Source organism: Solwaraspora sp. WMMB335 (assembly GCF_049179075.1).
Taxonomy (GTDB): Bacteria; Actinomycetota; Actinomycetes; order Mycobacteriales; family Micromonosporaceae; genus Micromonospora_E.
The window spans coordinates 7551367-7571324 of the sequence record NZ_JBMHMF010000001.1; the positions used below are offsets into that span (position 1 = coordinate 7551367).

Here is a 19958-nt window from a genome sequence, read left to right on the forward strand (position 1 = left end):
CGCGAACGGCGGGATCGTCGTGGGCGGCTCGGGTACGCGCTACGCGGCTGCCGTCGCTGCCGCCGGCCAGCCCGCCGTTACCGGGACCCGTCGCGGCCGTCCCCGCCACCGTCGGGCGCGGGCCGGCCGGCACCGTCCGGCCCGCCACCGAAACCCGCCGGGCCCGTGCCCGCGGTCACCGTCGCCACCGTGACCGCCGAGCCCAACTCCCCGGACTCGGCGAGCCCGCCGACGTCTGTCCCGGTGGCGCTGCCGCCGGCGTAGACCTGGTACTGCTCGCCGGTCACGACGTCGGCCGACGAGTAGACCAGGTTCTGCACCGTCTTCGAGGTGACGAAGGTGACCAGGACAGCACCGGTGGAATCGACGACGTGCAGGGTGGTGCCGGCGGGTACGGCGGCGTCCACGGTGGCCGACAGCCAGCCCTGGGCCGAAGCCGCGTCCGGCGTCACCACCATCCCCGCGCTGCCGGCGGCGATCAGCACCCCGCCGCTGATCTGGAAGCCGCCATTGACGTCCAGCGCGCCGTTCATGGTCATCGTCGGTCCGTTGACCACCACCGTGCCGCCGGTGATCTCGGCGGTGCCGTTGGAGTCGAAGCCGTCACCACCGGCGTCGATCACCAGGGTGCCACCGGTGACGGCCAACGAATAGTCGCCGACCGCCTCCCCGCCGCCGGGCCCGCCGCGACCCGGCCCACCACCGGGTCGGCCGCCCGCTGTCGCGTCCGACCCGTCGGTGGTCGTGCCGCCGGCCGCGTTGACCCCGTCGTCGCTGGCGACCAACTGGATGTCACCACCGGCGACGGTGATGTGGGCGGCTTCGAGCCCTTCCACCGACGCGGTGATGTCGAGCGAACCGTCGTCGACGAGCAGTGTGGTGTCGGCGTGCACCGCGTCGTCGCCGCTGGCCAACGTCAGCCGCGCGCCGGCCAGGTGCAGTGCGCCGTTGCCGTGCACCGCGTCGTCGGCGGCGTCCACGGTGATCGTGCCGGCTTCCAGCACGCTGATCACCGCCGACTTGAGCCCTTTTGTCGAGACGTCCGCGTCCGGGGCGACGCCGCTGCCACCGCCGGCGGTCACGTCCAACAGCCCGCCGGTGACCACCAGGTCGGTCGCGGCGTCGATCCCGTCACCGCCGGAGTCGACGGTGACCGTGCCGCCGTCGACCCAGACGTACCCGGAGTCGGCGTCCTGGTCGTTGTCCGCCTTGATTCCGTCGCCGCCGGAGTCGACCGTGACCGTGCCGGAGTCGACCACCACGTAGTCCTTGCCGCGCACGCCGTCGTCGACCGCCTCGACGATGACCGTCGCGGTGTCGATCACCAGCCCGTCCTTGCTGGCGATGCCGTCGTTGCCGTTGCCGTGCACGGTCAACGTCCCGCCGCCGGTGACGGTCAGGTCGGCCGAGCTGAACAGGGCGGCGTTGACGTCGGCTTGCTCGGCGTACGAGTCGGTGTCGCTCAGCGTGTTCTCGCTGCCGTCGGCGACCACCACTACCAGGTGGTCCGCGTCGGTCGCGGCGATCGCCGCACCGGTCGAGCTGGTGATCCGTACGCCGTCGAGGACCAGCCGGACGGTGGCGTCCGGTGCGTCGACCGTCACCTGGCCGTCGTCGAGGGTGCCCTGCAGCCGATAGGTGCCACCGTCGGTGATCGTCACCGACTCGCCGGTCAGCTCGATATCGACCACCTGCGACTCGTCGACTGTCGCGTCGGCGTCGGCGTCACCGGCGTGGTCGGCCTTGTTCGCGGCGAGGACGTCGGCGGCGCTGCTGGCCGCGTCGACCGCCGTGTCCACCGCCGTCGCCGACCCGGAGCCGCCGGCGTCAGTGGCACCGGTGCCGGCCGAGCAGCCCACCAGCGCGCCGGTGACCAGGACGACCGAGGCGAGCCCGGCCGCCGTCCTGCTGTTTCGGACCTTGAACATCGTCACTCCTGTCCGACGGAGAAGTGCCGGCGTAGGACGGGCTGCCAGCGGTTGGCGGGAAGATCCGGGCGCAGCACGGCGAGCCCGGTGGCGTACTTGGACATCGGCCGTGGCCGGTGACCGGCCCGCCAGAGCAGCCGGTCCACCTCGCCGGCCGGGCCGGCGGACTTGGTCTCCACCACCACCCGGTCGACGGTGCCGGTGACCGCGCCGGCCCGACCTGCGGCCGTACCGTCGGGCAGCGCCCAGCACAGGCCGACGTCGATGGTCACCCGACTGCCGCTGCCGGGCAGGAACAGCGTCGCCCGCCGGTACGCGGTGACCAGCGTCGGCACCAGCCGCGGCCCAACCGACGGAATCGACGCCGTGGCCAGAATCCCGTCGACGTAGGCACGGTCGTCCGGCCCGAGCCGGAGGCCGTCCCCGTCGTACGGCCGACGGTCCTTGCTGGTGACGCCGCGCCCGCCGCGGATCTTCACCTCGACGAAATCGAGGCCCGTGTCGAGGTAGCCGCGCAGCCGGACCTTGAACCGGCGGCGCCGACGGTGCGCCGTTGCCCGGTAGCTGACCAGGTCGGGGGTGTCGAAGTAGACCGACCGGTAGCCGAAGTCACGGCGGTCTCCGATCTGCAATACCCGGGCCGATTGGGCCAGCGCGTCCACCGCCGTCAGCAGCGGCGGTAGCGCCACCGGCGCCAGCACGTACTTGCGGTCCACCCGGGTCAGCAGCGACGCCCGCCGCACCAACTCGTCCAGCCCGATCGGGGGCAGGCCGGCGGGCAGCAGATCAGCGAGCTCCGCGACGGTGGGCTCCGCGACGGCGGGTTGCCGGGCGGCGGCCAGCAGGGTGCTCATGACGCCGGCACCTGTTCGATGCGCGTGCCGAGCGTGGGACCGGTGGCGGTCGGCGCCACGGTGCGACTGTCCGCCGCCGCCCGGCCGGCCGGCACCACGTAGCGCACCTCGACCAGGGTGGTGTCGTTGACCAGGTCCAGATGGCGCACGCTCAGGTAGGTGACCCGGCCACCCAACAGAGCGGCCAGCCGCGTACGCAGTGCCGCCTCGTCGGTGTACGCGGTGTCCAGGGCCACCGTCTGCTGCCGGTGTCGACCCAACAGCGCCCGATGGTCACCGACGAACAGAGTCGCCACGACCAGGCTCATCAGCGCGACGGTCGGCACGCTGGGCGCGCCGGTCAGACCGGCCAGCAACCCGAGCGCCAGGGCGGCGAAGTAGTACGCCACCTCGTGCTGGGCGATTTCGTCCGAGCGCAGGCGGATGATGGACAGCACGCCGAACAGCCCGAGACCCAGGCCCACCCCTACCGCCGACGAGCCGAGCACCATCGCCACCGCGAGCACCCCGACGTTCACCCCGAGGTACGCCACGACGAGGTCGCGGCGGTGATGTCGCGGGAAGTAGAGGCCGAAGGTCAGCACCGTGATCGAGGCCAGGTCGATCAGTACGATCAGCAGGTGGTCCACGACTCTCCTTCATCTGATGTTCACGACACGTTCATTCAGCACGACTTCGCTGTGCGCAACCTGTGCCAGCCCTGTGGCGAGCGGATGAGTCGACGGACGAGCCGGCCGGGCGGTTACGTCGGAGCCCCCGTCGCGCCAACCCACAGGTGATACACAGACACGGAAAAGCGCCCGCACAGCGGGTGCCTGGACGATCGGATCCATGACGATGGCGAAGCCGCAGGCCCGGGTCGAACTGCGCCGAGCGGACGGCAGCCCGGTGCGGGTCCTCGTGGTCGACGACGAACCCACCCTGGCCGAGCTGCTGTCGATGGCGCTGCGCTACGAGGGCTGGGAGGTGCGCAGCGCTGGCGACGGGACCGGCGCCGTCCAGATCGCCCGCGAGTTCCGCCCCGACGCCGTCGTGCTCGACATCATGCTGCCCGACATCGACGGCCTGGAGGTGCTGCGCCGGCTGCGCGCCGACACCCCCGACGTACCGGTGCTGTTCCTCACCGCCAAGGACGCGGTGGAGGACCGGATCACCGGGCTGACCGCCGGCGGCGACGACTACGTCACCAAGCCATTCAGCCTGGAAGAGGTGGTGGCCCGGCTGCGCGGGCTGATGCGCCGTGCCGCCCGTGCCGCGCTGCGCCCGGACGCGCTGCTCACCGTCGGGGATCTCACCCTGGACGAGGAGAGCCGCGAGGTACGCCGGGCCGGCTCGGCGGTCACGCTCACCGCCACCGAGTTCGAGCTGCTGCGGTACCTGATGCGCAACCCGCGCCGGGTGCTCAGCAAGGCGCAGATCCTGGACCGGGTGTGGAACTACGACTTCGGTGGGCAGGCCAACGTCGTCGAGCTGTACATCTCGTATCTGCGCAAGAAGATCGACGCCGGGCGTCCGCCGATGATCCACACGATGCGCGGCGCGGGCTATGTCCTCAAACCCGCCGACTGACGCCGGGGACGTGCCAGGGGCAGGCGCCGGTCGACGGAGCGTGGCCGGCTGGCGGGCCATGGCTGGTCGGCGGGGCGTGGCCGGCTGGCGGGGCGTGGCCGGCTGGCGGTCGCCGGGTCGCTGGACGCTGCGTACCCGCCTGGTAGCGGCGATGCTCGCGCTGCTCGCGGTCGCATCGCTGGTCGTCGGAGTGACCACCGCCGTGGTGCTGCGCGACGCGCTCTACGGCCGTATCGACGAACAGTTGACCGCCGCCGCCGGGCGGGCGCCGCGCGGCTTCGCCCCGCCCGGTGAGTCCGGCTACCAGCCGACGCCGGACACGCAGCCGGACACGCAACGCGGCTGCGATCCGACCCGTCGCGCGGACTTCCCCACCGGACAGGTCATCGGCACCCTCGCCGCCCGGATCTGCGGTGCCGGAACCAGCATCGAGGTGCTCGTCGAGCAGGATCAGGAACAACCCGATCTCGCACCGTACGTGGACAGCCTGCGCGCCGTACCGGTGGATGCCGGACCACGCACCCTGCGGCTGGGGGAGTCGGGCGACTACCGCGTCGTCGCGCAGCGGCTGCCCGACGGCGCGGTGCTGGTCACCGGCCTGCCGCTGGAGGACACCCAGGCCACCCTCTACCTGGTGATCGGCACGGTAGCGGTGGTGACGGTGCTGGTGCTGCTGCTGGTCGGCATCACCGGCACGGTGATCGTTCGGCGGTCGCTGCGGCCGCTGTCCCGGGTGGCGGCCACCGCCGGGCGGGTGTCGCAGCTGCGTCTGGACCGTGGCGAGGTGGCGCTGCCGGAGCGGGTCGCCGCAGCCGACACCGACCCCAACACGGAGGTCGGCCGGGTCGGCGCGGCGCTCAATCGGATGCTCGACCACGTCGGCCAGGCGCTCGCCGCCCGGCACGCCAGCGAGACCCAGGTACGGCAGTTCGTCGCCGACGCCAGCCACGAGCTGCGCACCCCGCTGGCCGCGATCCGCGGGTACGCCGAGTTGAGCCGCCGCAGCGGGCAGACCGCCCCGCCGGAGATCGCCCACGTGCTGCGCCGGGTCGAGTCCGAGGCGCAGCGGATGACCCTGCTGGTCGAGGACCTGCTGCTGCTGGCCCGCCTCGATGCCGGCCGCCCGCTCGCCCGGGAGCCGGTCGATCTGACCGCGCTGGCGGTCGACGCGGTCAGCGACGCGCACGTCACCGCTCCTGGGCACGACTGGCGGCTCGACCTGCCGGCCGAGCCGGTCACCGTCGTCGGCGACGCGGCGCGGTTGCCGCAGGTGCTGGCGAACCTGCTGGCCAACGCGCGTGCCCACACCCCGGAGGGCACCACTGTGACGGTCGGGGTGGCGGCCGGGGCGGATGCGGTCGTGCTACGGGTGACAGACACCGGCCCGGGTATCCCGGCCGAGTTGCAGCCACACATCTTCGAGCGCTTCGCCCGTGGCGACAGCTCCCGGTCGCGGGCGGCCGGCAGCACCGGTCTCGGGCTGGCGATCGTGCACGCGGTGGTGACCGCGCATCATGGCGTCGTCACGGTGCACAGTGTTCCCGGCCGCACCGAGTTCACCGTCCGGCTGCCCGCCACGCCCGCGCACTGGATCTAGCAGTCAGATCTGGGAGGACCCGATCCGTATATCGGCAAAGGTCACTCTGGACCCGCCGCTGGACGGCTTCTGGACCGGGCACCACGGCATCAGGCGGCCGGATCGGCGAGGTTCAGTTGGACACCGCGCAGCAGTTGCGCGTTGAGTGCCACCACGATGGTCGACGCGGACATCAAAATCGCGCCGACCGCCGGACTCAACGTCACCCCCGCCCAGGCCAGCACACCGGCGGCGAGCGGGATGGCGACCACGTTGTAGCCGGCCGCCCAGCCGAGGTTCTGGATCATCTTGCGGTACGACGCCTTCGACAGCCGGATCACGCCGGTGACGCCGCGCGGGTCGGAGGAGGCGAGCACCACTCCGGCCGATTCGATCGCCACGTCGGTGCCGGCACCGATCGCGATCCCTACGTCGGCACGGGCCAACGCGGGCGCGTCGTTGACCCCGTCGCCGACCATCGCCACGGTCAGCCCACGGGCCTGCAGATCGGCCACCGCCTTGTCCTTGTCGGCCGGCAGCACCTCGGCGACCGGACGGGCATCGCCGGTGAGCATGACGATCTTCCTGATGCCCTGTTCCCGTAGTTGGGCGATGGCCCGCCGGGCCTCCGGCCGGACCTCGTCGGCCAGCCCGAGCGCGCCGAGCACCTCGGCCCGGTCGCCATCGCAGCGCAGCAGGTGCAGCACGGCCGCGCCCTGCCGCGACCAGGGGTCGGTGGCCGCCTCGACCTCCGCCGGCACCTGCACCGCCAACTCGTCCAGCAGGGCCGGGCCGCCGACGGCGTACCTGGTGCCGTCGACGGTGGCCTGTACGCCGCGGCCGGTCAGCGACCGGAAGTCGCTCGCCCGGCCGCGCCGGCCGGCCTGCTCGGCGGCGGCCACGATCGCCCTGGCCAGTGGATGCTCGCTGTCCGCCTCGACCGCTGCGGCGATGCGCAGCACCTCGTCGTCGTCGTGCCCGGACGCGGCGGCGACCCCGGTGACGGTGTGCGTGCCTTTGGTCAACGTGCCGGTCTTGTCGAACAGCACCGTGTCGACGGTGCGCATCCGTTCCAGCGCCAGCCGGTTCTTCACCAGGATGCCGGCCTTGGCGGCGACCGCCGTCGACAGCGCGATCACCAGGGGGATCGCCAGGCCGAGGGCATGCGGGCAGGCGATCACCAGGACGGTCACCGTCCGCACCACCGAGTCGTCGAGGCTGCCGTACGCCCACCAGCTGGCGAAGGTCGCCACGGCGGCGCCGAGCGCGACGTAGAACAGCAGGGCGGCGAACCGGTCGGCGAGCACCTGCGCCCGGCCGCTGGACGCCTGTGCCTGCTCGACCAGCCGCTGGATGCCGGCCAGCGCGGTGTCGGCGCCGACGGCACCGACCCGTACCCGGATCGCCGAGTCGGTGGCCACCGTGCCGGCGACCACGTGGTCCCCGACGCCGCGGCGTACCGGCCGCGACTCACCGGTGATCATCGACTCGTCGAGTTCCGCTTGCCCGTCGGTGATCGTGCCGTCGGCCGGCACCCGCGCGCCGGGCCGCACCAGCACCACGTCGCCGGTCCGTAGGTCGGTCACGGTCACCCGCCGTACCCGCCCGTCGTCGGCGACGCGTTCCGCATCGTCGGGCAGCAGCGCGGACAGTGCCGACAACGCACCCTGCGCCTGGCCGATCGCCTTCATCTCCTGCCAGTGGCCGAGCAGCATGATCGTCACCAGCGCGGCCAGTTCCCACCAGAAGTCCAGCTCCAGCAGGCCGATGCTGGTGGCCAGCGACGCCAGGTAGGCGACGCTGATCGCCATGGCGATCAGCAGCATCATGCCCGGTGACCGCCCACGGATCTCGCTGGCCGCCCCGGCCAGGAACGGCCAGCCGCCGTAGCAGAAGACGACCGAGCCGAGTACCGGACCGATCCAGGCCATGCCGGGGAAGTCCAGCGAATAGCCGAACCAGTCCATCACCATGTGACTGGTGACGACGATCGGTACGGTCAGCGCCAGGCTCCACCAGAACTTGCGCCGGAACACGTTCGGATCATGCCCAGCGTGCGTATCGGTATCGTTGTGACGAGCCGGATCGGTCCGGTGCGAGCGTGCGTTGGTGGTCGGACCGTGCTGCATCGCGATCGCCTCCTGACGACCGACTTTACCCCCGGAGGGTATTGAGACGGGCGTTTGCCGGGCCAGCGCGATGTGACCCGTCCCGGGGGATGTCGCTGCCGCGACCCGTCGGCCAGGCATAACCCGTGGCCGGCAACTGTCGTTTGTCTGCTGGAAGATCCGTTTGCCTGCTGGAACGTCTCGGAGGGATCTGCTGGAACGTCTCGGAGGGAATCGGCGATGAGGTCCACGAGCGTGCTGGCCTCGGCCATCGCGGTGCTGTCCATGCTGCCGACCGGCATCCTGCCGGGGCCGGCGCGGGGACATCTGGGACCGGCGGTGCTTGCCGCGGCCCGGCAAGGGTCGCTCAGCATCACCGCGCCCGCGACGGCGAGTCTCGGCGCCACCGGCGTCGGCGGGAGCCTCTCCGCGCAGATGGGCACCGTCACTGTGACCGGACCGGTCATCTCGATCGCCTGGACGGCGACCGTGGCGGCAAGCGCGTTCGTCACGGGCGCGGGGACTCTCGCGGAGACGATCCCGAACGGCGGCATCGCATACTGGTCCGGCCCGGTGACCTCGTCCAGCGGCATCGGGCTGATCGCCACGCCCGGACAACCCACGGCAGCCGACGCGCAGCCGCTCGACACCGCCAGAACCGCCTTCCAACTCCTGGCTGGCGCGAACTCGGTAATCCAATGGAATCCGACGTTGGTTGTCACCGTGCCCGCTGCCGCCGTCGCTGGTACCTACACCGGCACCATCGTCCATTCTGTCGCTTGACGTCCGTGTCAGCGACGGAGTTGCCGTCCACGGCACGGTGGTGGGTGATCCTGACAAGGAGTGCGAGCGGCAGACCACGCACCCCGGCGGTAGGAACAGATCGACATCTGTGGAACTAAACCGTGACCCCGCGCGACCAATCTGCAACTGGGTGCCGGCGTCCGTCGAGATGGCCGTACGTCGTCGTCGGCGCAAGCGGAAGGAGCGGGATGGATCGTCGGGAGATGCTGGGGGTGGCGACCGTCGCGGGCGCCGGATTGTTGGCCGGGGCGGCTGTGCCGGGTGCGGCGTCCGCCGCGCCGGCCGCGCCAGCGACGGCAGTGGCCGGCGGCGGGCACGGGGCATCGCCGGAACACCCGCTGCGGGTGCAGATCGTGCTGTTCGACGGGGCCGAGGAGCAGGACATCATCGGCCCGTACGAGGTGTTCTCTCTCGCGGGCGGGCTGAGCGGCGGTGCCGTCGAGACCAGGTACGTCAACGTCGACGGGCCGCGTACGGTGACCGCCGCGTTCGGTACCAGGATCGCCGTCGAGCACGGGTGGTCGCCCGGATCGGCCGACGTCATCGTCGTACCCGGCGGTGGCTTCCGCCGTCCGGACGGCCCGGGCATCTGGTCGGAGATCAACCGTGGTGTGCTGACGCGTGCCCTCGCCGACGCCCGACGGCGTGGGCTGATCATCTCGTCGCTGTGCACCGGGGCGATCATCCTGGCAGCCGCCGGGCTGACCGCCGGTCGGCCATGTACCACCCACAACGGCGCCAAGGAGGAACTGGCCGCGCGTGGGGCAGTGGTGAAGAACGCCCGCGTGGTGGACGACGGTGACCTGGTGACCGCGGCCGGGGTCACCTCGGGGCTGGAACTCGCCCTGCACCTGGTGGCACGTCGGGTCAGCGCCGACGTGGCGGTTCGTGCCGAGGAGGTTCTCGAATACCAGGCCCGGGGCACCGTCTGGACCCGGTAGCCGGCCGGTGACCTGTCGTTGTCTCCCATGTCCTTAACGATGGTTCGGTATGAGCAAAAAGGTATATCGCGCTGCTCTTGACCGGACACTTCGGACGCCGCACGCTCATCACAAGGGTCGATCCCTCGGGTCGTGGGTGGCGGTGATCCCGTCTGCCCGACAGTGGGATCGGCATGCGCAGCGACGGCAGGGGAGGCCCGGATGCGTACCCGATGGACAACAGCGGCGGTCACACTGGCGATGGTCGGCGGCCTGCTCGTCGGCCTGCCCAACGCGTCGATGGCACACGACCCGGACACCCCGGCCGGGCGCGCCTCCGCGGTGGCGTTCATGGCTCAGCGCGAGCCGACCCAGCAGCTCGACGCCGTCGCCCAGATCGCCTGTAGTGGCGGGCAGGCCAGCGGCTATCCGTGCCGTAACGTCGACCTGATGGCGTTCCTGCCGATGAGCCAGATCGGTGGCAGCCAGGCCAACGACATCTGGGGCTGGACCGACACGGCGACGGGCAGGGAGTACGCCATCGTCGGGCGGCGCAACGGGACGTCGTTCGTGGACGTGTCGAATCCGGCCGTCCCGGTGTACCTCGGCAACCTGCCGGCGTACCAGAATCGGACCGCGATCTGGCGCGACATCAAGGTGTATCGCAACCACGCGTTCATCGTGGCCGACGTGCGCGGGCACGGCATGCAGGTGTTCGACCTGACCCGGCTGCGCGGGCTGAGCGGCCCGCAGACCTTCACCGCCGACGCGCACTACAACCGGTTCGGCAACGCGCACAACATCGCGCTCAACGAACAGTCCGGGTACGCGTACGCGGTGGGGTCCAACACCTGCAGCGGCGGCCCGCACATGATCGACATCTCGTCGCCGACGGCACCGGCCTACGCCGGCTGCGTCAACCAGGACGGGTACACCCACGACACGCAGTGCGTGAACTACCACGGACCGGACAGCGCCCACACCGGCCGCGAGATCTGCGTCAACTCCAACGAGGACACCGTCACGATCGTCGACGTGACCAGCAAGTCCAGCCCACGACAGATCGTCCGGGCGGCGTACTCCGGCAGGCAGTACACCCACCAGGGCTGGCTCACCGACGACCACCGCTACTTCCTGCTCGACGACGAACTCGACGAGTCCCGCGTCGGCGGCGGCACCAAGACGTTCATCTTCGACCTGTCGGACCTGGACGCCCCCCGGCACATCGGCACCTACACCTCGTCGGCCGCGGCCACCGACCACAACCAGTACGTCAAGGGCGGCTACAGCTTCCAGGCCAACTACCGCGCCGGCCTGCGCATCCTCGATCTGAGCGGCATCGCCGCCGGTACGTTGACCGAGGCCGGCTACTTCGACATCTACCCGTCGAGCAACACCGCCTCGATGAACGGTGCCTGGAGTGTCTACCCGTACTTCGCCAGCGGTACGGTCGTGGTCAGCGGCATCGAGCAGGGACTGTTCGTGCTGCGCCCGAACCTGCCGACGCTGGCGTCCGGCACGACGACCCCCACCACCGACGGGGTAGTGGCCCACGGCCGGCCGATCCCGCTGTGACGGCGGCACCGCCCGGCCGCACCGGGCGGCTGGCCGCCGTGGTGACGCTGACCGTGTTGATCGCGGTGACCGGCTTCGTCGCCGGTCGGGCCAGCGCACCCAGCGGGGTACCCGCGCGGGCGACCGGCTCGGTCGCCGGACACGCCGGACACGACGTCGGCGGACTGAGTATCACCCAGGGCGGCTACACCCTCGTCCTGCTCGCCACCCCGACCGCCGCCGGTGTCCCCGGTGAGCTCGTCTTCCAGATCACCGGCCCGGACGGGAACCCGGTGACCGCGTACCGGCGCAACCATGAACGGGAGTTGCACCTGATCGTCGTCGCGCGGGACTTCACCGGCTACCGGCACCTGCATCCGGACCGGGACCCGGACGGCACCTGGCGGGTGCCGCTGACCCTGCCCGCCAGCGGTGCCTACCGGGTCTTCGCCGACTTCGTCCCGACCGGTGCGGCAGGCGGACCTGGCGGCGTGGCCGACCCGGTCACCCTCGGCGCCGATCTGCTGCTGCCGGGGACGTACCCGGCCCGCGGCCCGTTGCCGGTGGACGAGGCGACCGTGCTGGTGGACGGCTACACCGTCACCCTCGACGGCGGGCTGCGGCCCGGCCAGGCGAGCCAGATGCTCGTCTGGCTCGGTCGCGACGGGTCACCCGTGCCTGATCTGGAGCCGTACCTGGGCTCGTACGGCCACCTCGTCGCGCTGCGCCACGGCGATCTCGGCTACCTGCACGTGCACCCCGCCCCGGCGACCAGTGCCAGCTCCGTGGTGGCGTTCGCCGTCCAGGTGCCCTCGGCCGGCACCTACCAGCTGTTCTTCGAGTTCCAGCATCAGGCAGTGGTGCACACCGCGGAGTTCAGCCTGGCCGCCTACTGACCGGGCCGGGACAGCCGGGCCGGATAGCCTGGTCGGGTATGGCCCGATCGTGGGCCGAACGCGGCGGAACCAACGCGGATCGGCCGACGGAGAAAGGTTGCGGTGACGATCGTGTTGCTGGTACCACCGCTGGAGCCGGGTGACGACCGGCCCGCCCTCATCCTCTTCCCGTACGCCGGCAGCGGCGCGCTGGCGTACCGTGGCTGGGCGGCCGAACTGTCCGATCTGGCCGGTGTCACTACCGTCCTGCTGCCGGGCCGGGAACAGCTGTTCGGCGAGCCGCTGCTGCGATCCATGCCGGAGGTGCTGCATCGGCTGATGCCGCTGATCACCGAAGTCGGGCCCCGACCCGTGGTGTTGTTCGGACACAGCATGGGTGCGGCGATCGCTTTCGGACTGGCCCGGGAGCTGCGCCGCCGTGCCGCGCCGGCTGCCGCCCTGATCGTCTCCGGCGCCGGCAGCCCGTGCCGCAGGGACCGGCACAAACTGGCACATCGGCTCGACGACGGTGCGTTTGCGCAGCACGTCATCGACTACGGCGGGATGCCGCCGGAGTTGCTCGCGGATCCCGACGCGACCGCCCTGTTCCTGCCGATCCTGCGGGCCGACTTCCAACTGCTCGAGACCTGGGCGGTCGAGCGGCAACCACCGCTGGACATCCCGGTGACGGTGTTACGCGGCACCGACGACGCGACCGTAACCGACCACCAGATCGACGGGTGGGCCGAGCACGTCGCCGGCCCGCCGGTGGTGCACACCGTTGTCGGCGGGCACTTCTTCCTGCACACCGCACGGGCCGAGGTGATGACCACGATCCGGAGAACGTTGACACTGGTGTCGCGCGGCCGCGGTAGCCGGCACCCGGCGGATCGAGGGCACGGGCACAGTCGGTGACTGGACGGCGCGATCTACCGTTGCGGACGGCAGGTCGTCCGGGCGGGAAAGGGAAGTACGTGAGCCGATTCGTCAAACATCTTCTACTGTCGATCGTCGTGTCGAAGCTCAGCCGACTGGCACGCCGTCGTGGCCACGGCTCGACCCTCGACCGGGTGCTACGCGAGGCCGACCATCACCTGGCCCGTCGGATGCGGCACGGCCGGGGACACTACGGCGGCCGGCGACACCACGGCTACCACGGCCACTACCGGCGCAAGCACTGGTGACACCCGCCCCGCCCGGGCCCCGACCCCGAGGTCGTGGCGTTGTTCGCCGGGTCGTCGCAGCTCGTGGCATTGTCGTCACCCAAATGATCTCTTGCTGGCGGCGTGCACGCACTTGTTACGGTCATCGACCGTACGACGAGTGGAGGACGGCTGGCGATGAACGGGACCCTGGCGTACCTGGTCACCGGGTTGGGATGCATTGTCGCGATCACCGGCGTGGTGGTCGTGTCGATCGCGGTGTGGCGGTCCCGGGTCCGGGCCACCCGGACCGCCCGGACCTACCGGGGGCCGGTCGACCCGTTCCACACCGCGGACACCGACGCGTTGCGTGGCGATCCCCGCCGCCTCGGTCCCGGCGACATCGTGGAGTTTCGTGGCCAGTCCTACGCCGTACGGGGCAGCCTGCACCTCGCCGAAGGCAGCTGGACCTGGAGTGAGCACTTCCTCGACGACGCCCGAGGCGACCGGCTGTGGCTGTCCGTCGAGTCCGACCCCGATCTGGAGCTGGTCCTCTGGCGTGCCGCACCGCCGGAGCTGACGCTGCCGGCCGGAGCACCGGCGGTCGAGGTCGCTGGCCGCCACTACCGGCGCGAGGAGTCCGGCCAGGCCCGCTTCACCAGCGTCGGCGCCACCGGGTTGGCGCCCCACGGGTACCTGCGTTACCACGACTACACCGCGCCGGACGGTGCCCAGCTCTCCTTCGAAAGCTACGGCGACTCGCCGCGCTGGGAGATCGGCTTCGGCGAGGTGCTGCACCGGGCCGAGGTGATGATCTATCCGGCCGGTGGTGGCGGCTCGGCGCCGGCCGCCGGGAAGGCGTGACATGCTGGTCACCCTCGACACCCCGTACGCCGACACCACCGCCGCCGATCTCAGCTTCGCGCTCGGTCTGACCGAGCAGCCGGCGCTGCACGTGCTCGACCTGCCGCTGCCGGAGATGGCGGCCCCGGCCGGTCGGCCGGGTGACTCGCGGCCCGCCAGCCTGCGACTGCGCCTGCTCGGCGCGTCGCACCAGGCGGTGCTGCGCACGCCCGTCGCCGACTGGGTCGAGACGGTCGCCTGCCTACCCGGACGCCCCCGGGATCTGCCGCCGGCACTGGACACCGGTGCCGGATACCGGTTCGCCGCCCGGGTCCATCGACTCGGGTCCGCCGCGCTCGCCGACCGGGTCGCGTCGTTGCGGCGTCGGCTGACCGACCACCCGCGCGCCCTGATCGGTGTCTTTGCCGGCGGCCCGGACGCGGTGACCGCGCTGCACGCCCGGTTCGGCGCCGGCTGGGTGGGCTGGCGGACCTGGCACTCCTACCCGCAGACAGCTGAGCTGGTCGAGACCGAGACGGTGGTGACGGTACGGTGAAAGGCCGCATGTGGATCGTGGGCGGCGTCGTCCTGGCCCTGATCGGGGTGGTGGTGTCCTGCTCCGGGCTGGTCTTCGGCACCTTCTCCGCCCGCAGCTACGTCGAGCGGGCGTACACCCGCTCCGTGGCCGACGACATCGGCTCCGACGCCGACGGCTTCCGCTCCGACCAGCAGCCCCGCCAGGTCGTGCGGGAACTGACCGACACCTTTCCGCCCGAGGACCAGTACGCCGACGGAGACCGGTACTACCTGCGCTACGGCGACGACTCGGTGGTGATCCTGCCCGCCGCGATCGGCTCGTTGATCCTCGTCGAGCGGATGGTGACCGCCTATCCGCGGTACCGGTCGACCGTCGGCAACGCCTGGAACTGGAACCGTGGCAGCACGACCCGGGGCGGTGGCCCCGGCACCGGCAAGTAATCTCCCATTCCCCTCGTTACGGAGTACCGCATGTTGCGCAACCTCGCCGTCGACCTGCTGCTCACCCTGGCGTACAGCGGTGTCGGTCTGGCCCTGATGGCCCTCGGCTACCTGCTGGTCGACGTGGTCACCCCCGGCAAGCTACGCGAGCTGATCTGGACCGACCGCAACCGCAACGCCGCCGTGCTGCTGGCCTCCAACCTGCTCGCGGTCGGCACCATCGTGGTGGCCGCGATCGCCGCCGGGGAGAACAGCTTCGTCACCGGTCTGGTCGGTACTGCCGGCTACGGGCTGCTCGGCCTGGTCGTGATGGCGGTGTCGTTCGTCCTGCTCGACGCCGCCACCCCGGGGCGGCTCGGTGACATCCTGGTCGACCGCGACTCGCACCCGGCGGTCTGGGTCAGCGCCGCCATCCACCTCGCCACCGGCGCGATCGTCGCGGCGGCGATCAGCTGATGACCACCGTCGCGGCGCCGCCGGCGTACGCCGGGTCGGCCCGCCCGGCGGTGCTCGCCGCGGTGTTCGTCTGCGCCGCCTGCGGCCTGGTGTACGAGTTGGCGCTGGTGGCGCTCGGCAGCTATCTGATCGGCGACACCGTCGGCCAGGCGTCGATCGTGCTCGGCGTGATGGTTTTCGCGATGGGCGTCGGCGCGTTGGCCGCCAAGCCGCTGCAGGCGCGTGCCGTCGTCGCGTTCGCCGCCGTCGAGCTGACCCTGGCGCTGCTCGGTGGGCTGTCCGTGCTCGGGCTGTACGCCGCGTTCGCCTGGCTGAACCTGTACGCCCCGGCACTGGTCGCCACCGCCTTCGTGCTCGGCCTGCTGATCGGCGCGGAGATTCCGCTGCTGATGGTGCTGTTGCAGCGGATCCGGGCACAGCCGGCCGGCAGCGCGGTCGCGGACCTGTTCGCCGCCGACTACGTCGGCGCGCTGCTCGGCGGGTTGACCTTTCCGTTCCTGCTCATTCCGCTGTTCGGCCAGCTGCGCGGGGCCCTGGTCGTCGGCGCGGTGAACGCGCTGGCCGGCGTCCTGCTGGTCGGCGTGGTGTTCCGCCGTGACCTCGGCATCCGGGCCCGAGCCACCGTCGGCACCGCCGCGATCGTCGTCGGTGCCCTGCTCGCCGGCGCGTACCTGGTCGCCGAGGATTTCGAGGTGACCGCTCGCCAGCAGCTGTACCGGGACCCGGTGGTGTACGCCGAGCACAGCCGTTACCAGGAGATCGTGCTCACCCGGGCGGTGTCGACGGTCTCCGGCGGCGCCGACATCCGGCTCTACCTCAACGGTGACCTGCAGTTCAGCTCGGTCGACGAGTACCGCTACCACGAGGCACTGGTCCATCCGGCGCTGGCCGGCCGGCGCGACCGGGTGCTGGTGCTCGGCGGCGGCGACGGCCTGGCCCTGCGTGAGGTGCTGCGCTATCCGGACGTGACCGCCGTGACCCTCGTCGAGCTGGATCCGGCGGTGGTGGCGCTGGCCCGCGACGACACGACACTGCGTGAGCTCAACGGCGACGCGTTCGGCGATCCCCGGGTACGGGTGGTGCTCGCCGACGCGTTCACCTGGCTGCGGTCGGCACCGCCCGGCGCGTTCGACGCGGTGATCGTCGACATGCCGGACCCGGACCAGACGTCCACCGCGAAGCTGTACTCGGTCGAGTTCTACGGACTGGTACGTGCCGTGCTCGCCCCGCACGGTCGGATGGCGGTGCAGGCCGGGTCGCCGTACTTCGCGCAGCGGGCGTACTGGTGCGTCGAGGCGTCGATCCGCGAGGCCGGGTACGCCACCCGGCCCTATCACGTCGACGTGCCCTCGTTCGGTGACTGGGGTTTCCTGCTGGCGTCCGCGTCCGCGTCCGCGTCGGCGTCCGACGGCGCGGGGAGCCGGCCGCCGTTGCTCGTGCCGGCCGACGCGCCACCGTTGCGCTTCCTGCACCCGCAGGTGTTGCGGGCGGCCGAGGTGTTCGCGCCGGACCGTGGTCGGGTCCCGGTGGCGGCGTCGACCCTGCTGGAACCGCGGGTGTTGGACTACACCAGGCAGGGCTGGCGCGACTACTGACCGGTCATGCCACTACTGACCGGTCACAGGTACACCCGGGTCACGCACTCCGCCACACAGGCGGGCTTGCCGTCGCCGCCGTCGCACTCGACGGTGACCCGGGAGAGCACCTGCACCCCGCCGTCGACCTCGGTGACGGCCAGCAGGTCGACGGCGGCGCGCAGCCGGGAGTCGACCGGCACCGGGGAGGGGAACCGGACCCGGTCGAGCCCGTAGTTGACCGTGGCGCGGGCGCCGGCGACGCCGATCCGGCCGGCGACCAGCGCCGGAAGCAACGACAAGGTGAGATAGCCGTGCGCGATCGTCGTCCCGTACGGCCCGTCGGCGGCCCGGTCGCGGTCGACGTGAATCCACTGCCGGTCGTCGGTGGCGTCGGCGAACCGGTCGATCCGCTCCTGGCTGATCTCGATCCACGGGCCGTGGCCCAGGGACGTGCCGGCGGCGCGGCGCAGGTCGTCGACCGAGGCGAAGGGCATCGCAGCAGCTCCTGTCGTTCGGATGGGCATTACCGCTTCCTGGCCGGGCCGCCGCAGCGTACCCTCGCCCGGTGCCTGCCGCCGACCCGGTACGCGTCCTGCTCATCGACAACTACGACTCCTATACCTACAACCTCTACCAGCTCATCGCCGAGGTGACCGGCGTGGAGCCGCTGGTGCTCGTCAACGACGATCCGTGGCTGGCCCGGGTGGGCGAACTGGCCGTGGACCACGCGGTGATATCGCCTGGGCCGGGCCGCCCGCAGCGGCCGAGTGACCTGGGCCTGGGTGCCCGGCTGCTCGCCGAGCACCCGCAGCTGCCGGTGCTCGGCGTCTGCCTCGGTCACCAGGCGATCGCGCTGCAGGCCGGTGCTCAGGTGTGCGAGCACCTACCCCGGCACGGCCACGTCACCGAGGTGCGCCACGACGAGGACGGGTTGTTCACCGGCATCCCACAGCGGTTCGCCGCGGTGCGCTACCACTCGCTCCACGTACCCGAGCCACTGCCGAGTGAGCTGGTGGCGACCGCCTGGGCGGAGGACGGGACCGTGATGGCGCTGCGGCACCGTCGGTTGCCCCGGTGGGGGGTGCAGTTTCACCCCGAGTCGATCGGCACCGTGCATGGGCGGACGCTGGTCAGGAACTTCTTCGCCCTGGCCGGGGCGTGGCGCGCCACCGACCGGCGTCCCGGCACCCCGGCCGCACCGCCGCCGGGTCGGCCGACGACGGCCGTGCTTGCGGGTCGGCCGGGCGGGGCCGCGCCGGTGGAGCTGCGTTGCGACGTCACCGTCATCGAGGCCGAGATCGACACCGAGGCGGTGTTCACCGAGCTGTACGGCGACAGCCCGTACGCCTTCTGGCTCGACAGCAGCCTGGTCGAGCCGGGCCGGGCGCGGCTGTCCTACCTCGGCGACGATTCCGGGCCACTGGCCGAAGTGCTGCGCTACCGGGTGGGCAGCGGCCGGGTCGACGTCCGGCGCCAGGGTCGATGGTCGGGCATCGAGCCGGGTGACATCTTCGCGGTGCTGGACCGACGGCTGGCCGCCTGTCGCCCGCCGGCAGCAGGCCCAGGCCCAGGCCCAGGCCCAGCGAGCCTGCCGGGTGGATTCACCGGTGGCTACATCGGCTACTTCGGGTACGAGGCGAAGGCCGACTGCGCTGGCGGCGGACCCCGCACCGGCGCGACCGCCGCGACACCGGACGCGATCTGGCTGTTCGCCGACCGGTTCATCGTCGTCGACCACCTCGCCCACCGTACCTTCCTGGCGGCACTGAGCCGGGACGACGCCACGCGCGGCGAAGCGCGGGACTGGCTGACGCGGACCGTCGCCCGGCTCCGGCGGCTCAGCCCGTCCGGCCCGCCGCCGCCGTCCGGCCCGCCGCCGTCCGGGCCGGGCCGGCTGGACACCCGGATGTCCCGCAACCGGGCGGAGTATCTCGCCGACATCGAGGCGTGCCTCGCCGAGCTGCGCCGGGGCGAGAGCTACGAGATCTGCCTGACCAACCGGCTGCACCTGCCACCGGTGGCGGACCCGCTGGCGTACCACCGGGCGCTGCGGCGGATCAACCCGGCACCGTACGGGGCGTACCTGCGGCTGGGCGAGGTCGCCGTGGCGAGTTCCTCGCCGGAACGCTTCCTGCGGATCGACGCCGACCGGATGGTCGAAAGCAAGCCGATCAAGGGCACCGCCGCGCGTAGCGGCGATCCCCGCCGCGACCGGTACCTGCGCCGTACGCTGGCGACGTCGGCGAAGACGCGGGCCGAGAACCTGATGATCGTCGACCTGCTCCGCAACGACCTCGGCCGGGTCTGCGAGATCGGCTCCGTCGAGGTGCCCGCGTTCCTGGCCGTCGAGTCGTACGCGACCGTGCACCAACTCGTCTCGACGGTGCGTGGGCGGCTGCGGCCGGAGATCAGCGCGGTCCGCTGCGTACAGGCATGCTTCCCCGGCGGTTCGATGACCGGCGCGCCCAAGCTACGGACGATGGAGATCATCGAACGGCTGGAGCCGCAGGCGCGCGGCATCTACGCCGGCGCGCTGGGCTACTTCGGCCTGGACGGACGCTGCGACCTCAGCATCGTCATCCGTACGGCGGTAGCGACCGCCGACGGTGTCACGGTCGGTACCGGCGGTGCGATCGTGCTGGACTCCGACCCGGCCGACGAGTACGCCGAGACGCTGCTCAAGGCGCAGGCACTGCTCAGCGCCTACCGGATCGCGGCCTGGTCGGCCGATCGACCGCGACCGTCCATGGCGGCGACACCGGCCGGCCGGTGAC

19 protein-coding genes are annotated in these 19958 nt (G+C 71.7%); 14 read left to right on the forward strand and 5 right to left on the reverse strand.

Features of this window, described 5'->3' with window-relative positions; translation table 11 throughout:
* Positions 1-77 precede the first annotated feature (77 nt).
* Genes ACN27F_RS32415 through ACN27F_RS32425 form a run of 3 tightly spaced genes read right to left on the reverse strand, consistent with a single transcriptional unit; the run spans position 78 to position 3411 of the window.
* Positions 78-1928, reverse strand: a complete 1851-nt coding sequence (locus tag ACN27F_RS32415) for a carbohydrate-binding domain-containing protein (RefSeq protein WP_421439270.1) — start codon at positions 1926-1928, stop codon at positions 78-80.
* Between the two features lie 2 nt (positions 1929-1930).
* Entirely contained in the window at positions 1931-2782 is an 852-nt protein-coding gene (locus ACN27F_RS32420) for a polyphosphate polymerase domain-containing protein (RefSeq protein ID WP_421439271.1), read from the reverse strand.
* Positions 2779-3411: a DUF4956 domain-containing protein gene (locus tag ACN27F_RS32425; RefSeq protein WP_421439272.1), complete on the reverse strand. Its 633-nt coding sequence runs from the start codon at positions 3409-3411 to the stop codon at positions 2779-2781. Before ACN27F_RS32425 ends, ACN27F_RS32420 begins: the two co-directional genes overlap by 4 nt.
* Positions 3412-3613: 202 nt before the next feature.
* Between ACN27F_RS32425 and ACN27F_RS32430 the strand changes: the two genes are divergently transcribed.
* Both ACN27F_RS32430 and ACN27F_RS32435 read left to right on the forward strand, forming a co-directional pair.
* The gene (locus ACN27F_RS32430; RefSeq protein WP_421439273.1) at positions 3614-4351 is read left to right on the forward strand and encodes a response regulator transcription factor; all 738 of its coding nucleotides are present in this window, start codon (positions 3614-3616) and stop codon (positions 4349-4351) included.
* A gap of 151 nt (positions 4352-4502) precedes the next feature.
* The gene (locus ACN27F_RS32435) at positions 4503-5948 is read left to right on the forward strand and encodes a sensor histidine kinase (protein WP_421440588.1); all 1446 of its coding nucleotides are present in this window, start codon (positions 4503-4505) and stop codon (positions 5946-5948) included.
* 89 nt (positions 5949-6037) lie between these two features.
* Here the strand turns inward: ACN27F_RS32435 and ACN27F_RS32440 are convergent, their stop codons facing one another.
* Positions 6038-8056 carry a copper-translocating P-type ATPase gene (locus ACN27F_RS32440; RefSeq protein ID WP_421439274.1) on the reverse strand — a complete coding sequence of 673 codons (2019 nt, stop codon included), beginning with the start codon at positions 8054-8056 and terminating at the stop codon, positions 6038-6040.
* A 219-nt stretch (positions 8057-8275) separates the two neighbouring features.
* Here ACN27F_RS32440 and ACN27F_RS32445 point away from each other — a divergent pair, with 219 nt between their 5' ends.
* The 11 genes from ACN27F_RS32445 to ACN27F_RS32495 all read left to right on the forward strand — a co-directional run bounded on the left by ACN27F_RS32445 (position 8276) and on the right by ACN27F_RS32495 (position 17202).
* Positions 8276-8818 (forward strand): hypothetical protein, encoded by a 543-nt coding sequence (locus ACN27F_RS32445; protein ID WP_421439275.1) that lies wholly within the window; start codon positions 8276-8278, stop codon positions 8816-8818.
* A 209-nt stretch (positions 8819-9027) separates the two neighbouring features.
* A complete protein-coding gene (locus tag ACN27F_RS32450) occupies positions 9028-9780 on the forward strand; it encodes a DJ-1/PfpI family protein (protein ID WP_421439276.1) in 753 nt (250 codons plus the stop codon).
* 201 nt (positions 9781-9981) lie between these two features.
* On the forward strand, positions 9982-11334 hold the full coding sequence (locus tag ACN27F_RS32455) for a choice-of-anchor B family protein (RefSeq protein ID WP_421439277.1): 1353 nt from the start codon (positions 9982-9984) through the stop codon (positions 11332-11334).
* The gene (locus ACN27F_RS32460; RefSeq protein WP_421439279.1) at positions 11331-12209 is read left to right on the forward strand and encodes a hypothetical protein; all 879 of its coding nucleotides are present in this window, start codon (positions 11331-11333) and stop codon (positions 12207-12209) included. The genes ACN27F_RS32455 and ACN27F_RS32460 overlap by 4 nt, the downstream gene beginning before the upstream one ends.
* A gap of 102 nt (positions 12210-12311) precedes the next feature.
* Positions 12312-13103, forward strand: a complete 792-nt coding sequence (locus ACN27F_RS32465; protein WP_421439281.1) for a thioesterase II family protein — start codon at positions 12312-12314, stop codon at positions 13101-13103.
* Positions 13104-13201: 98 nt separating this feature from the next.
* Complete coding sequence (locus tag ACN27F_RS32470) at positions 13202-13372, forward strand: hypothetical protein (protein ID WP_421439282.1); 171 nt, start codon at positions 13202-13204, stop codon at positions 13370-13372.
* 156 nt (positions 13373-13528) lie between these two features.
* Positions 13529-14194, forward strand: coding sequence for a DUF4178 domain-containing protein (locus ACN27F_RS32475; protein ID WP_421439284.1), 666 nt, complete (start codon positions 13529-13531; stop codon positions 14192-14194).
* Position 14195: 1 nt separating this feature from the next.
* On the forward strand, positions 14196-14729 hold the full coding sequence (locus ACN27F_RS32480; protein WP_421439286.1) for a DUF2617 family protein: 534 nt from the start codon (positions 14196-14198) through the stop codon (positions 14727-14729).
* Positions 14730-14737: 8 nt separating this feature from the next.
* The gene (locus ACN27F_RS32485; RefSeq protein ID WP_421439288.1) at positions 14738-15151 is read left to right on the forward strand and encodes a DUF4247 domain-containing protein; all 414 of its coding nucleotides are present in this window, start codon (positions 14738-14740) and stop codon (positions 15149-15151) included.
* 30 nt (positions 15152-15181) lie between these two features.
* Complete coding sequence (locus tag ACN27F_RS32490) at positions 15182-15607, forward strand: DUF350 domain-containing protein (RefSeq protein WP_421439290.1); 426 nt, start codon at positions 15182-15184, stop codon at positions 15605-15607.
* Entirely contained in the window at positions 15607-17202 is a 1596-nt protein-coding gene (locus tag ACN27F_RS32495; protein WP_421439291.1) for a polyamine aminopropyltransferase, read from the forward strand. The genes ACN27F_RS32490 and ACN27F_RS32495 overlap by 1 nt, the downstream gene beginning before the upstream one ends.
* A 23-nt stretch (positions 17203-17225) precedes the next feature.
* On the opposite strand, the gene ACN27F_RS32500 is transcribed toward ACN27F_RS32495, so the two are convergent.
* Positions 17226-17678 carry a MaoC family dehydratase gene (locus ACN27F_RS32500; RefSeq protein ID WP_421439293.1) on the reverse strand — a complete coding sequence of 151 codons (453 nt, stop codon included), beginning with the start codon at positions 17676-17678 and terminating at the stop codon, positions 17226-17228.
* Positions 17679-17749: 71 nt separating this feature from the next.
* Between ACN27F_RS32500 and pabB the strand changes: the two genes are divergently transcribed.
* Positions 17750-19957: an aminodeoxychorismate synthase component I gene (gene pabB, locus ACN27F_RS32505; RefSeq protein ID WP_421439294.1), complete on the forward strand. Its 2208-nt coding sequence runs from the start codon at positions 17750-17752 to the stop codon at positions 19955-19957.
* Position 19958 lies beyond the last annotated feature (1 nt).